Below are 13,723 nucleotides of genomic sequence, written 5' to 3'. Positions count from 1 at the left end.
AGCAGCGCGCCGGCGAAGGCGACGGCGTACGCGCCGAGGGCGACGGCGTGCAGGACCCGCGACAGCCCGGCCGCGTCCACGTCCCTAGCGCGGCAGCAGGCCCGCCAGCGCGTGGCCGGCCCAGACGGCGGCGAGCCCGAGCGCGACCTGCCCGAGCGCGTTGGCAGCGGCCAGCCACGGCTCGCCGACCCGGATGAGGAAGTACGTCTCGAACCCGTACGCCGAGAAGGTCGTGAACCCGCCGAGGAACCCGGTGATCAGGAACAGCCGCTGCTCCTGCGTCAGGACGTGGCGCGTCTCGGCGGCGCCGCCGAGCAGGCCGATGAGCAGGCAGCCGGCGGCGTTGACGGCGAGCGTGCCCCAGGGGAAGTGCCCGTAGCGCGTCGCCGCCTGGACGGCCCCGCCGGCCACGTAGCGCAGCACGGAGCCGAGAAAGCCCCCGGTGCCGACGAGCAGCAGCTTGACCATGCGCGGGGAGTCTACCTTCGCCGTCGCGTTGACTTCAACCCGCCGCCACCCTACGATTGACGGCAGCACCCATCGGGAGGCAATCGCCATGAGCACCGCCGCGGCCGTGCCCGCCGACGCCACGCGCGTCGTGCTCCGCCTCGAGCCGGGCCGGATCGTCGACCTGCACGCCCTCATCGAAGGCTACGACGACCTCGCCATGCTGCGCACCCTGGACGCGGCGGCCGGCGTCGTCGAGGTCTTCGTCTCGCCGGGCGCCGAGGCCGAGTTCGAGCGGCTGCGCGCCGCCCTGGCGCGCGAGGGGCTCGCGACCGCCCCCGTCGGGGAGGCGCCGTGACGACCGGCCGCGTGCTCGCCGGCCTCGTGCGGCGCGGGGCCGACTTCGCCGAGCTGTTCGACGAGCGCGCCTCGTCGCTGCTCGTGCACCTGGAGGACGGCCGGGTCGAGAAGGTCCTTGCCGCCGACGAGGCCGGCCAGGGCCTGCGCGTGCTGACCGGGGAGCAGACGTACTACGCCTGCTCGCAGCGGCGCGGGCCCGCCGCCGCGCGGGCGCTGGCCGCGGAGCTGGCGCCGGTGCTCGCGGCCCGCGGGAAGGCGCGGGGCCGGCGCGCCGCGCCGCCGCGGCTCCCGTTCCCGCGCAGATCGCGGCCGAGGTCCGGCGCGTGGACCGTCTCGTGCGCGCGCTCGACCCGGCGATCCGCCAGGTGATCCTCGTGGGCCGCGAGCGCCGCCAGCAGGTGCGCATCGCCAACTCGCTCGGCGAGGAGGCGCACGACCGGCGCGTGGCCGCGATCTGGATGGCGCAGGTGGTCGCCGCCGACGGCACGACGATCCAGACCGGCTACGAGACGGCGGGCGGCGCCGCCGCGCTGGGCGCCTTCCCCGCCGACACGCTCGAGCGCATCGCGCTGGCCGCCGCTCGTCGGGCGCTGCAGATGCTCGGGGCGCGGCCGGCGCCGGGCGGCCGCATGCCGGTGGTCCTCGCCGCCGAGGCCGGCGGCACGATGATCCACGAGGCGGTCGGTCACGGACTCGAGGCCGACCTCGCGCAGGAGGGCTTCTCCGTGTACACCGGCAAGCTTGGCGAGCGCATCGCCAGCCCGCTGGTCTCCGTGGTGGACGATCCGACGTACCCGGGCGCCCGCGGCAGCTACGCGGTGGACGACGAGGGCGTCCCCGCCGCGCGCACGCTGCTGGTGGACCGCGGCGTGCTGCGCGCCTTCCTCTACGACCGGCTGACCGCGGCGAAGGACCGGCGCGCAAGCAACGGCCACGGCCGGCGGCAGTCGTACCATCAGCGCCCGATCCCGCGCATGTCGAACACGATGATCCTCCCCGGCGCGGACGACCCGGCGCGGATCCTCGCCGACGTCGGGAGCGGCCTGCTGGTCAAGAAGATGGGCGGCGGGCAGGTCAACACGGTCAACGGGGACTTCGTCTTCGAGGTGACCGAGGGCTACCGGATCGAAGGCGGCGAGATCGCGCACCCGGTCCGCGGCGCGACGCTCGTCGGCAACGGCCCGGCGGTGCTGCTGGCGATCGACCGCGTCGGCACGGACCTCGGCTTCGCCCTCGGGACCTGCGGCAAGGACGGCCAGGGGGTGCCGGTCTCCGACGCCCAGCCGACGCTGCGCATCCCCGAGCTGACGGTCGGCGGCAGGGCCGGCGCGGGCGCATGAGCGCGCTGGCGCCGCCGGCCCCGTCGGCCGCCGCAGTCGACCGGGCGCTGCTGCGCCGGGTCCTCTTCTGGATGGACCAGCCGCCGCGGCGCGTCGTCGCCAGCGCGTGGAACGGCCACCTCGGGTTCGCCAACGCGCTCGTGGCCCTCGCGCGCCCCGCGCGCATCGTGGAGCTGGGCGTGCACGTCGGCGGCAGCTTCATCGCCTTCTGCGACGCCTGCGTGCGCCACGACGTCGCCGCCGAGGTCATCGGCGTCGACACCTGGCTCGGCGACCCCCACCTGGGCAAGCGCGACAGCGAGGCGGTCTACGAGGGCCTGTGCGCACTGGCCGCCCGCGAGTGGCCGTTCGCGCGCCTGGTCCGCGCCGACTTCGACACGGCTCGCACGGACGTGGCCGACGGCAGCGTGGACCTGCTGCACATCGACGGCTATCACACGCTCGAGGCGGTGGCCAACGACTTCAACCGCTGGCACTCCGCGCTCTCGCCGCACGGCATCTGCCTCTTCCACGACATCGCCGTGCACGAGCGCAACTTCGGCGTCCACCAGCTCTGGGCCGAGCTGCGCGGGCGCTGGCCGTCGATCGAGTTCCACCACTCCAGCGGCCTCGGCGTGCTCTTCGTCGGCGCCGAGCAGCCCGACGAGGTGCGCGCGTTGCTCTCCCTCTGGCACGGCTCGCCGCTGGCGCGCGAGGCGCTGCGCACCGCGGCCGAGGTGCTCTCGGCCTCGTTTCCCGCGCGCACCGACGAGGAGCGCCAGCGCGTCCGGGAGCTCGAGGAGACGGCCGGCGCACTGCGGCGCGAGGTCTGCCGGCTCGAGCCCGCGGCGGCGCACCTCGAGAATGTCACGAGCTCGCGGATCTGGCGCTGGAGCGCGCCGCTGCGCGCGCTGCTGGACCGGCTGGCCGGCGGGCGGTGAGCGGCCGCTCCGGTGCGCCCGGCACGCCGGAGCGCGGTCCGGCATGAGCCTGCGCATCACGGCCGGGCAGTGGCGCGGGCGCGCCCTCCGCACCGTCCCCGGCCGCGCGGTGCGGCCGAGCCCGGCGATGCTGCGCGAGGCGCTCTTCAACATCGTCGGGCCGGCGATAACCGGCGCCCGCTTCCTGGACCTGGCCGCCGGCAGCGGCGCCGTCGGCATCGAGGCGCTCAGCCGCGGCGCGGCGCACGCGACCTTCGTCGAGATCCACCCCGCGTCGCTCGCCGTGATCCGCCGCAACCTCGAGACGCTCGGGGCGCTCGAGCGCGCCACGCTGCTGCGCCGTGATGCGGCGCTCGCTCCCGACGAGCTGGCGCGCCGCGGCGAGCGCTTCGATCTCGCCTTCCTCGACCCGCCCTACGACACGGAGACGGCCGCGGCCTGCGTGCGCGCCCCCGGGCTGCGTGCTATCATCCCGCCCCGGTGCCGCCTCTACGTCCAGCACCGGCGCGGCGCGGCGCTCCCGGCCGCCCCGGGGTGGCGGCTGGCGGACGAGCGGCGCTTCGGCGACACGGTGCTCACGACCCTCGAACGCGAGGAGGACGGCGCATGACGCACGCGGCGATCTACCCCGGGACCTTCGACCCGATCACCAACGGCCACATCGACCTCGTCCGCCGCGGCGCCGTCCGCTTCGACCGCCTCGTGGTCGCCATCGCGCGCAACCCGGGCAAGAGCCCGATCTTCAGCGCGCGCGAGCGCCTGGCGATGGCGCGCGAGGCGCTCGCGGAGGTCGAGCGCGTCGAGATCCTGCTCTTCGACGAACTGCTGATCGACTTCGCGACCCGGCACGACTGCCGCACGATCCTGCGCGGTCTGCGCGCGGTGTCGGACTTCGAGTACGAGCTGCAGATCGCGCTCACCAACCGCAAGATGCGCCCGGAGGTCGAGACGATCTTCCTCGCCCCGAGCCTGCGCTACATCTACCTCAGCTCGAGCCTCGTCAAGGAGATCGCCAGCTACGGCGGGCCCGTCGCCGACCTCGTCCCCCCGGGCGTCGAGCGCCGGCTGCGGCAGCGCTACGGGCCGTCGGCCCCGGCCCACGCGCCCGCGAAACAGACCAGGAAAGGAGCCGCGCCATGAAGCTCACGAGCCGCCTCTCGGCCATCGTCCCCTCGGCCACCCTCGCGCTGACCGCCAAGGCCAACGCGCTCAAGGCCCAGGGCGTGGACATCGTCGGCTTCGGCGCCGGCGAGCCGGACTTCGACACCCCGCAGCCGATCAAGCAGGCGGCGATCCAGGCGCTGGAGGCGGGCTTCACGAAGTACACGCCGACCGCCGGCATCCCGGAGCTGCGCGAGGAGATCTGCCGCAAGCTGCGCGAGGACAACGGCCTCGAGTACGCCCCGGCCCAGGTGCTCGTCTCCTGCGGCGCGAAGCACTCGCTGTTCAACTTCTTCCAGGCCTCGCTCGACCCGGGCGACGAGGTGCTCGTCCCCTCGCCGTTCTGGGTCTCGTACCCCGAGATGGTGCGCCTCGCCGGCGGCACGCCGGTCTTCGTGCCCTCGAGCGAGCAGGACGGCTTCCGCCTGCGCGCCGAAGCGGTGCGGGCGCTGATCACGCCGCGCACGAAGGCGCTCATCGTCAACTCGCCGTCCAACCCGACCGGGTGCGGCCTGGCGCGCGCCGAGCTGGAGGCGCTCGCGGCGCTCGCGCTCGAGCGCGACCTCTTCGTGGTCTCGGACGAGATCTACGAGCCGCTGACCTACGACGGCTTCCGCCACGTCTCGATCGCCGCGCTCGGGCCGGAGATCAAGAAGCGCACCCTCGTGGTCAACGGCTTCTCCAAGTCCTACTCGATGACGGGCTGGCGCCTCGGGTACGCGGCCGGCGAGAAGGACGTGATCGCGGCGATGACGACCGTGCAGGACCACAGCACGAGCAACGCGACGTCGTTTGCGCAGAAGGGTGCGGTCGCGGCGCTGCGCGGCCCGAAGGAGACGCTCCGCGAGTGGGTGGCCGAGTTCTCCGCGCGCAAGGAGCTCATCGCGCGGCTGCTGCGCGCCATCCCCGGCGTCACGCTCCCCGAGCCGCAGGGCGCCTTCTACGCCTTCGCCAACTTCTCGGGGTACTTCGGCCGGCGCGCGGACGGGCGGGCGATCGACGGCTCCGTGGCCCTTTCGGACTACCTGCTCTCGGAGGCGAAGGTCGCCATCGTCCCGGGCGCCGCGTTCGGCTCGGACGCGCACCTGCGCTTCTCGTTCGCGCTCTCGCGCGAGCGGATCGCCGCGGGGATCGAGCGGGTCGGGGCCGCGCTCGCCAGGCTCTGCTAGCAGCGGGGCCCCGCGCGGCGGCGCGCGGGGCGCGGCGGGGCGCCCTCAGCCGCCGTGCTGGGAGCGGCCGAAGCGCGCCTTCACCGGCGGCTTCCTGCGGCCGCGCGGCGCCGGCGGCTTCGTCAGCTTCTCGCCGCCGTCGTACTGGTACACGGCGCGGCCGATCTGGCCGATGGCCTGCTTGGCCTGCCCGAAGGAGGAGAACTCCGAGGTGAGCACCGCGACCACGTAGGCGTGGTTGCGCCCGTAGATGATGCCGACGTCGTGGCAGGCGTCCTTCATCAGCCCCGTCTTGTGGGCGATGACCACGCCCTTGGGCAGGTAGCGCGGCAGCCGGTCGCGCACCTGCTGCCCCTTGAGGATCTCGATGAGCCGCGCGCTGGAGACCTCGTCGAGCACCCGGCCGCCGTAGAGCCCCTTGAGCAGCCGCGCCATGTCGGCCGCGGTCGTGAGGTTCTCGATCCGGTTGTCGCGCGCCTCGAGGTCCATGATGTAGCGCGGCATGCAGGTCGACGACAGGCCCTGCCGGCGGCAGGAGGCGTTGATCTCGTCGAGCCCGAGCAGGTCGGTGAGCATGTTGGTCGCGGTGTTGTCGCTGCGCTGGATCATCAGCTCGACCAGGCCGCCGACGGTCAGCCGCGTGCCGGCGCGGGCGCGCTTGAGCACCCCGCTGCCCGCGGCCTTGTCCGTCGCCTTGAGCACCACCTCGTCATCGAGACGGACCTTTCCGGCAAGGCCCTGCTCGAACACCGTGACGGCGATCGGCAGCTTGATGATGCTCCCCGCGGGCAGGGGCTGGTGCTCGTTCCAGGCGATCGCACGGCCGGTCTGCAGGTCCTCGACGTAGTAGGAGATCGCACCCCGGAAGCCCCCCCGCACTCCGGCGAGGAACCCCTCGAGCTCGTCCCAACGGGGCGGGGCGGGGGGAAGCGCGGCGACCGTCAGCGGCTTGCCGGCGGTGCTGGTCGACGCCGGGAACGCCAAGCCGGCGAGCGCGAGGCCCGCGGCGACCAGTGACGCCAACGCCGCCGGACGCAGCGTCCTCCGCCGCGCCGGCGCATCGGCACCGGACGATACTGAAAGCAGATGCATAGCTCTCGGGGGCAAAGTATACGAAATCGCGGGGCCGACGCAACCCCACCGCGGTCCACGATCCGACCACGCGAAGAAAGGCGCGATGACACGTCTGCTCGTCTGATCCGCGCGCACGCGCGGATGTGCGTCTAGCGCGGGACACCCTCCGAGTAGAACTCGTTGATGACCGTGACCGCCTCGTCCGCGGTGTCGACCACCTTGAGGATGGCCAGGTCCTTCTCGGAGATCTTCTGGTCCTGCATCATCACGCCGCTGATCCAGGCCATGAGCCCGCTCCAGTAATCGCGCCCGACGAGCACGACGGGGAACGGACGGATCTTCTCGGTCTGGATGAGCGTGATCGCCTCGAAGAGCTCGTCCAGCGTGCCGAACCCCCCGGGGAGGATCACGAAGCCGGAGGCGTACTTCACGAACATCATCTTGCGCACGAAGAAGTAGCGGAAGCTCACCCGGACGTTCGAGAAGGTGTTCGGCGACTGCTCCATCGGCAGCTCGATGTTCAGGCCCACCGAGCGCCCGCCGGCCTCGGCCGCGCCCTTGTTCGCCGCCTCCATCACGCCCGGCCCGCCGCCGGTGATCACCGCGAACCCCTCGCGGGCGAGCTGCCGCGCGATGGCCTCCGCCTTGCGGTAGTCCTCGTCCTCGGGCGTGACGCGCGCGGAGCCGAAGATCGACACCGCCGGGTTGCACTCGGCGAGCGCCTCGAAACCCTCGACGAACTCCGCCATGATGCGAAAGAGCCGCCAGGTGTCGCCGTGGGTGAAGTCGTCCTGCAGGAAGGGGCCGCCGCTCCCGGCCGGCGGCGGCAGGAAGCGGTCGCCCTTGCGCCGGCCCCACTTCTCGGTCATCGCGCCCGCACCTCCGCCCCTTCAGGGCTTCGGCATCTCCCGCGGCTCGCAGAGCAGCTCCGGGTTCACCGACACCTTGTTGCACTTGCCGCAGACCCACCGCAGGTTGTTCACCCGGTTCTGGCAGTGGCGCGGCGGGTTGTGGTCCGGGATGCCGCACCAGTCGCGCTTTGTTCCCCGCCCCTGCACCTTGCAGATCCGCTCCGGGTCGAGCGAGACCGCGCCGCAGTTGGCGCAGAAGAAGGCGGGGGTGTCCTTCGGGAGTTTGTCGTACGACTTCTGCGCGTGCTTCTTGACCATCGTCGCCTCCGCTCCTTGCGCGCCACCTACGCGCCGGTGTCCCCGGATTCTAGACGCGGCGGGCGACGGGAGTCAAAGCCGGCGGCCGCCCTAGCGCTCGGCCCAGACGAAGCGCCGGAGCACGTCCTCCTCGGCCGGCGAGAGCCCGGCGAAGCGCGCGCCGTAGCAGGTCGAGCCGTCCTCCGGGTCCGGGAAGGCGCGCGCCACCTCGGCCTCGAGGGCGACGCGCTGGCCGGCGCCCGGGACGTAGAACGAGACCACGATCCGCTCGCCGACCGCGAGCTCCGCCGGCGCCGTGAACGACAGCCCGGTGAGGCTGAACTCGCGCGAGGCGCCCATGTGCACGTGCGCCTGCCGCGCGCGCTTGACCCCGATCACGGCCCGGAAGAGCCGCCGCTCCGAGACCCCGAGGAGCCGCGAGGTCAGCGCGAGGAACGTCCGCTCGCCCACGCTGCTCGAGGCGGTCACCTGCTGCGCCGCCCCGTCGCGCGGCGTGACGTCGTCGGGGTCGCGTCCCTTCTCCAGCACCAGCAGCGGACCGCGCCAGCGGCCGGTGCGTCCCGCCGCCCGTCCGGCGTCGCCGACGATCAGCAGGTCCGGCGCCGTTCCGCCCCTTTCGGCGAAGGTCTCCCCCGGGCCCAGCTCCTCGACGACGGCGTTGACCTTGCGCAGCAGGTCGCGGATGCGCGGCCAGAAGGGGCGGCCGTCCTCGATGAGCAGGATGCGCTTCACGACCGTCCCTGCAACGAGGGCCTACCCGCGGCCCTGCCGGCGGTGGCGACCGCGGGGCGGGGACAGGACCCGGCGGAAGATGGCGTCCGTCCAGCGCAACGCGTGCTTCGGGTTGAAAGCCGCGTCGAGTTCGTCCGGGGCGAGGCGGCGGGCAACCTCCGTGTCGGCGCAGAGCAGCTCGCGCAGCGGCCTTCCGGAGCGCATGCCCTCCATGGCGCAGCGCTGCACGATCTCGTAGGCCTGCTCGCGGCGCAGGCCGGTGCGCGTCAACGCGAGCATCACGGTCTCGGAATGCATCCGCCCCCCGGTGAGCCCGAGGTTGCGGCGCATGGCGTCGGGGTGCACGACGAAGTCCGCCACCAGGTAGGTCATCCGGTCGAGGAGGTAGTCCATGAGGATCGAGGCGTCCGGCAGGACGATGCGCTCGACGGAGGAGTTGGAGATGTCGCGCTCGTGCCAGAGCGGGTTGTTCTCGAGCGTGGCGAGCGCATAGCCGCGCATCACGCGCGCCAGGCCGCAGATTTGCTCGGAGATGATCGGGTTCTTCTTGTGCGGCATCGCCGAGGAGCCCTTCTGCCCCGCGGTGAACGGCTCCTCGACCTCCCCGACCTCGGTGCGCTGCAGGTGGCGGATCTCGAGCGCGAACTTCTCGAGCGAGGTCGCCAGCTGCGCCAGCGCCAGCAAGTAGTCGGCGTGCCGGTCGCGCTGGACGACCTGGGTGGAGATCGGGTCCGGCGTCAGGCCGAGCTTGCGGCAGACCTCGCGCTCGATCGCCGGGTCGAGGTGGGCGTAGGTGCCCACGGCACCGGAGATCTTGCCGACCGCGACGCTCTCCCGTGCCCGCGCGAGGCGCTCGCGGTTGCGCCGCGTCTCCTCGTACCAGCCGAGCAGCTTGAGGCCGAAGGTGATCGGCTCGGCGTGCATGCCGTGCGTGCGGCCCGCCATCGCGGTGTTCTTGTAGCGCCTCGCCTGCCGCTTGAGCGCCGCGAGCAGCGCGTCGACGCCCTCGAGCAGCAGGTCGCACGACTGCGCCAGCAGCATGCCGAGCGCGGTGTCGACAACGTCGTAGGAGGTCAGGCCGTAGTGCAGGAAGCGCGCCTCCGGGCCGACGGTCTCGCCGACGCCGGTGAGGAAGGCGATGACGTCGTGCTTGACCTTCTTCTCGATCTCGAGGATGCGCGCGACGTCGATGCGAGCCTTGCGGCGGCAGACGACCGGGACCTTCTTCGGGATCCAGCCGCGGCGGGCCATCGCCTCGGCGGCGGCCAGCTCGACCTCGAGCCAGGCGGCGTAGCGGTTCCCGGTCTCCCAGACGGCAGCCATCCGGGGCCGGCTGTAGCGTGGAATCATGCTTCAGTCCTCCTTGCAGGAATGCGGTGTGCGTACTCTAGCGGGATTCGGGCCGGATTGCCAGATGCCCGGGTGGGGCTCATCCCCTGCGGGTCAAAGCCGGCCACAGCCCGGGGGCGCCTGTCCACTTCCGTCTCGCCACTTGTGCGCGTGCCCGCGGGGACGGGGCGCTGTCGGGCGTGCGCCGAGTTGCGCGCTCGACCGCAGCCTGTCCGGCCCTCCACTCGAAACCTGTAACTCGCCCCTTCGGGGCTCAGACAACAGGTTTCGCCCCTGACGGGGCCGCTCCGGTCCGGCCGCTGCGGTTCCCTCGCGCTCCACAATGCGCGCGCCCGACAGCGCCCCGTCCCCGCTCGTGACCGTCCGAGCCTTGTCTCAGGGCTCCGGCCCGGGGGCGCCTGTGAACGGTCATAATGCGCCGGCCGCTTGCTGTGGCGGCCGAGTGTGGCCGGCGCATTGACAGTCGAGCGGCCGGTGAAGGCTCGCGCGGACTGAGGGGCTCAGGGCGAGACGGAAGTGAACAGGCGCCCCCGGGACGGGGCCCGGCCTGGGCACGGCGCAGGGAGCGCTAGGATCGAGCGGCCCGCGCCCGGCCCGTCAGCGCCGCAGCGCGATCGTCACCGTCGCGTCCGGGCAGGCTATGCGCAGCTCGACCCGCTCGTGGAGCCGGCAGCGCACGAGCGCCTCGCGGGCGGCGGCGTGCGCCAGCTCCGGCGTGTTGTTCGTCTCCGAGAGATGCGCGAGCACCAGCCCCTCGAGCCCCTCGTGCAGCACCCGCTCGAGCAGCCGCGCCGCCTGCTCGTTCGAGAGATGCCCGCCCTGGCCGCGGATCCACTGCTTGACCGGCCACGGGTAGGGGCCGTCCGCGAGCATCCCGGGGTCGTGGTTGAACTCCAGCACGAGCAGCCGGCACCCGGCCAGGTGCTGCGCCATCAGGCCCGTGGGGTGCCCGAGGTCGGTTGCGTAGCCGGCCTTCGCCCCGCCGGCGAAGAAGCAGTAGGCCACCGGGTCCGCGAAGCCGCCGCCCTGGCGCGTGTGCGGCGTGGAGAAGGGGCGCACGCCGACGCTGCGGATCTCGAACTCGCGGCCCGGCTCGACGTGCTCGACGAACGGCAGCTCGCCGAGGTGGCGCCGCTCGGCCGCGTGCGTCCCGCGCGTCAGGTACACGGGGAGGCGGTGGCGGCGCGCGAGGATGCCGGCCCCGCGCACGTGGTCCGCGTGCTCGTGGGTGATGAGGACCGCCGCGAGGTCCCCGGCGTCGACGCCGAGCGCCGCGAGCCGCCGCTCGATCTCGGCGCCGCTCAGGCCCGCGTCGACCAGCAGCCGGACGCCGCGGGCCTCGATCAGGGCGCAGTTGCCCTTGCTGCCGCTGGCGAGGACGTGGATCTTCACGGCCCGGGGCGCGAGACGGGGCTGCCGCCCGCTGCCGCCCTCAGTGCTTCTGGGGGCAGTTGAGCGTCGCGGGCCGGGCCGCGGGGCCCGCCTCGGCGTACGACGCCAGCATGCGCTCGGCCAGCCCGCCGATGCCGCGGATGATCTCCGCCTCGTCGACCTCGGTGAACTTCTGATAGTACTCCAGCACCCGCGACTGCGGGTCCACCGTGATGATCGTCGGCAGGAACTCGATGCCCATCGCCTGCGGCAGCCAGTTGCGCTCGTCGTAGAGGACGGGGAAGTTGATCTTGACGTCGTGCTGGCGCTCGTAGTCGGCGATGAAGTCGCGGATTGTCTGCTCGCCGCGCCTGTACTCGCCGTCCGTGTTCACCGAGATCACCGTCACGCCCTGGTCGCCGTACTTCTTCTGGACGGCGATCATCGCGTCGAACTTCTGGACACAGGCCTGGCAGTACATGGACCAGAACGCGATGAGCGGCTTGCGCCCGGAGCGCACGAGGTCCTCGAAGCAGACCACCGTGCCGTAGATGTCGCGCGCGTGGAAGCCGGGGACCGGGGCGCCGGTCCGCAGCTGGCCCGACGAGGCGATGTACGCGCCGGCGCTCAGGGTGCCGTCCGCCGCCGGGGCTTCCCCCGGGGGCAGCGCGAGGGAGGCGAGAAGCAGCAGCGTGGTCACGGCAGGGGCTCTCATCGGCGGCCTCCGGGTTTCGGGGTGCGCATCGGCGCGAGCATAGGCCAACCGGGGGCGCGAAAGCAACCCGCGCGTACGTGCGGATCCTGATCAGCGGCCCGTCGAGCCGAAGCCCCCGCCCCCGCGCCCGGTGGGCGGCAGCTCGGGCACGGCCTCGAGCGCGGCGCGCTCCACCCGGGCGAGCACCAGTTGCGCGAGCCGCTCGCCCCGGCGGAGCGTGACCGGCACCGCGCCGTGGTTCACGACGACCAGCCGCACCGTGCCGCGGTAGTCGGCGTCGATCGTCCCGGGCGCGTTGAGCAGCGTGAGCCCGTCGCGGACCGCCAGGCCGCTGCGGGGGCGCACCTGGCCCTCGTAGCCGTCGGGGATCGCCAGCGCGATGCCGGTGGAGACCAGCGCCCGCTCGCCCGGCGCGAGCGTCAGGTCGGCCTCGAGCGCGGCGAGCAGGTCCATCCCGGCGGCGTGCTCGCTCTGGTAGCGCGGCAGGTCGAGCCCCCGGCCCTCGGGCTGCACGGCCACGAGGACGCGGACCGGGCCCGCGCCGCTCACGCCACCTCCCGCGCCGCCTTCTCCACGCTCGCGGCCGGGCCGACCGCCGACCAGGCGCAGCGCGCAGGCTCGAAGAGACGCGCGGCGAGTTCCCGCAGCTGCTTCGGCTCCACCGCGTCGATGCGGCGGAGCGTGTCCGCGATCGTGAACTGGCGCCCGAAGTAGATCTCCTGCTTGGCGAGCTTCATCATCCGGTGCCCCCCCGACTCGAGGCCAAGGACGAGGTTGCCCTTGAGGTGATCGCGCGCGCGCGCCACCTCCTTGGCCCCCGGGGCGCGCTCGGCGATGCGCGCGAGCTCCCGGCGGACGATGCGCACCACCTGCGCCGCCTGGTCCGGCCGCGTGCCGACGCTGATCGAGAACAGTCCGGTGTCGCGGTAGGCGGTGTGCGAGGAGAAGACCGAGTAGGCGAGACCGCGCTTCTCGCGCACCTCCTGGAAGAGCCGGGAGCTCATGCTGCCGCCGACGATCGTGTTGAGCACGTAGAGCGCGTAGCGGTCGGGGTGGTCCTGCTCGAGGCCGCCGCAGCCGCAGACGAGGTAGGCCTGCTCCAGCTCGCGCGGGCGGCCGTAGAAGCCGGGCCGGACCCGGGGCGCCGTCTGCCGCGGCGGGCGGTGCGAGCGCTTCGGGAAGGGGAAGTGCCGGCGCCAGAGGCGCTCGAGCTGGGCGTGGCCAAGCCCTCCGGCCCCGGCGAACACGAGGTTGGCGGAGCGGTAGTGGCCGGCGAAGAACTCGAGCAGGCGCGCCCGGGTCACCGCGCCGACCGAGGCGTGCCCCCCCAGGATCGGCCGCCCGAGGGCGTTGCCGCGCCACATGCCCTGCACGAGCAGCTCGTAGACGCAGTCCTCGGGGTTGTCGTCGGCGCTGCGGATCTCCTCGAGGATGACCCGGCGCTCCCGCTCGACCTCGGCGGCCGGGAAGGTCGAGTGCAGGAGGATGTCGGCGAGGATGTCCATCCCCCGCTCGACGTGGTCGACGAGGAGGTTGAGGTAGTAGGCCGTGTACTCGCGGCTCGTGAAGGCGTCGAGGTGGCCGCCGATGGCGTCGATCTCCTTCGCGAGAGCGGCCGCGGTGCGCTTCTTCGTGCCCTTGAAGAGCAGGTGCTCGATGAAGTGCGCCCCGCCCTCGAGCCCGGGCGCCTCCGCGCGCGAGCCGCTGCCGACCCAGACGCCGAGCGAGACGGTGGGCCGTCCCGGGAGTTCCTCGGTGACGATGCGCGCGCCGCTTTCCAGCAGCGTGCGGCCGAAGATCTGCGGGCCCGCGGTGAACCCGCGGGCCCCCGTCCCCGCCACCTAGGCGCCCGCGGGGCCGCGCCCCGCGTCCCCGCCGCGGCGCTCGTGGTGGCCGCCGTGGTTGCGCGGGCCGC

At 73.3% G+C, this 13,723-nt stretch carries 17 protein-coding genes; 7 read left to right on the top strand and 10 right to left on the bottom strand.

Going from position 1 to position 13,723, the window contains the following annotated elements:
- Nucleotides 1–84 precede the first annotated feature (84 nt).
- A complete protein-coding gene (gene crcB, locus VI078_11415) occupies nucleotides 85–468 on the bottom strand; it encodes a fluoride efflux transporter CrcB (GenBank protein HEY5999890.1) in 384 nt (127 codons plus the stop codon).
- Between the two features lie 88 nt (nucleotides 469–556).
- Between crcB and VI078_11410 the strand changes: the two genes are divergently transcribed.
- From VI078_11410 to VI078_11380, 7 genes are read left to right on the top strand one after another with little or no spacing between them, the layout of a single operon-like run.
- A complete protein-coding gene (locus tag VI078_11410) occupies nucleotides 557–805 on the top strand; it encodes a DUF4911 domain-containing protein (GenBank protein HEY5999889.1) in 249 nt (82 codons plus the stop codon).
- Entirely contained in the window at nucleotides 802–1,176 is a 375-nt protein-coding gene (locus VI078_11405; GenBank protein HEY5999888.1) for a DNA gyrase modulator, read from the top strand. The genes VI078_11410 and VI078_11405 overlap by 4 nt, the downstream gene beginning before the upstream one ends.
- Nucleotides 1,131–2,147, top strand: a complete 1,017-nt coding sequence (locus tag VI078_11400) for a TldD/PmbA family protein (protein HEY5999887.1) — start codon at nucleotides 1,131–1,133, stop codon at nucleotides 2,145–2,147. Before VI078_11405 ends, VI078_11400 begins: the two co-directional genes overlap by 46 nt.
- Nucleotides 2,144–3,067 carry a class I SAM-dependent methyltransferase gene (locus VI078_11395; GenBank protein HEY5999886.1) on the top strand — a complete coding sequence of 308 codons (924 nt, stop codon included), beginning with the start codon at nucleotides 2,144–2,146 and terminating at the stop codon, nucleotides 3,065–3,067. Before VI078_11400 ends, VI078_11395 begins: the two co-directional genes overlap by 4 nt.
- A 43-nt stretch (nucleotides 3,068–3,110) precedes the next feature.
- Entirely contained in the window at nucleotides 3,111–3,677 is a 567-nt protein-coding gene (gene rsmD / locus VI078_11390; protein HEY5999885.1) for a 16S rRNA (guanine(966)-N(2))-methyltransferase RsmD, read from the top strand.
- Nucleotides 3,674–4,207 (top strand): pantetheine-phosphate adenylyltransferase, encoded by a 534-nt coding sequence (gene coaD / locus VI078_11385; protein ID HEY5999884.1) that lies wholly within the window; start codon nucleotides 3,674–3,676, stop codon nucleotides 4,205–4,207. Before rsmD ends, coaD begins: the two co-directional genes overlap by 4 nt.
- Nucleotides 4,204–5,397 carry a pyridoxal phosphate-dependent aminotransferase gene (locus VI078_11380; protein HEY5999883.1) on the top strand — a complete coding sequence of 398 codons (1,194 nt, stop codon included), beginning with the start codon at nucleotides 4,204–4,206 and terminating at the stop codon, nucleotides 5,395–5,397. The genes coaD and VI078_11380 overlap by 4 nt, the downstream gene beginning before the upstream one ends.
- Nucleotides 5,398–5,442: 45 nt before the next feature.
- On the opposite strand, the gene VI078_11375 is transcribed toward VI078_11380, so the two are convergent.
- From VI078_11375 to VI078_11335, 9 genes are all read right to left on the bottom strand, one after another.
- Entirely contained in the window at nucleotides 5,443–6,420 is a 978-nt protein-coding gene (locus VI078_11375; protein ID HEY5999882.1) for a serine hydrolase, read from the bottom strand.
- Between the two features lie 200 nt (nucleotides 6,421–6,620).
- Nucleotides 6,621–7,340 carry a TIGR00730 family Rossman fold protein gene (locus tag VI078_11370; protein ID HEY5999881.1) on the bottom strand — a complete coding sequence of 240 codons (720 nt, stop codon included), beginning with the start codon at nucleotides 7,338–7,340 and terminating at the stop codon, nucleotides 6,621–6,623.
- A gap of 21 nt (nucleotides 7,341–7,361) precedes the next feature.
- Nucleotides 7,362–7,640, bottom strand: a complete 279-nt coding sequence (locus VI078_11365) for a hypothetical protein (protein HEY5999880.1) — start codon at nucleotides 7,638–7,640, stop codon at nucleotides 7,362–7,364.
- A gap of 90 nt (nucleotides 7,641–7,730) precedes the next feature.
- Nucleotides 7,731–8,372, bottom strand: coding sequence for a PilZ domain-containing protein (locus VI078_11360; protein ID HEY5999879.1), 642 nt, complete (start codon nucleotides 8,370–8,372; stop codon nucleotides 7,731–7,733).
- A 21-nt stretch (nucleotides 8,373–8,393) separates the two neighbouring features.
- Nucleotides 8,394–9,722: an adenylosuccinate lyase gene (gene purB / locus VI078_11355; protein HEY5999878.1), complete on the bottom strand. Its 1,329-nt coding sequence runs from the start codon at nucleotides 9,720–9,722 to the stop codon at nucleotides 8,394–8,396.
- Nucleotides 9,723–10,319: 597 nt separating this feature from the next.
- Entirely contained in the window at nucleotides 10,320–11,114 is a 795-nt protein-coding gene (locus tag VI078_11350; GenBank protein ID HEY5999877.1) for an MBL fold metallo-hydrolase, read from the bottom strand.
- 40 nt (nucleotides 11,115–11,154) lie between these two features.
- Nucleotides 11,155–11,808: a TlpA disulfide reductase family protein gene (locus tag VI078_11345; GenBank protein ID HEY5999876.1), complete on the bottom strand. Its 654-nt coding sequence runs from the start codon at nucleotides 11,806–11,808 to the stop codon at nucleotides 11,155–11,157.
- Between the two features lie 90 nt (nucleotides 11,809–11,898).
- Nucleotides 11,899–12,357: a dUTP diphosphatase gene (dut, locus tag VI078_11340; GenBank protein HEY5999875.1), complete on the bottom strand. Its 459-nt coding sequence runs from the start codon at nucleotides 12,355–12,357 to the stop codon at nucleotides 11,899–11,901.
- Nucleotides 12,354–13,649, bottom strand: a complete 1,296-nt coding sequence (locus VI078_11335; GenBank protein HEY5999874.1) for a pitrilysin family protein — start codon at nucleotides 13,647–13,649, stop codon at nucleotides 12,354–12,356. Before VI078_11335 ends, dut begins: the two co-directional genes overlap by 4 nt.
- Nucleotides 13,650–13,723: the final 74 nt, after the last annotated feature.

The sequence above is a fragment of the bacterium genome, from assembly GCA_036524115.1.
Lineage (GTDB): Bacteria > JAUVQV01 > JAUVQV01 > JAUVQV01 > DATDCY01 > DATDCY01.
Note: the sequence above shows the minus strand (reverse complement) of the source record. Positions and strands in the feature narration are given on the sequence as shown.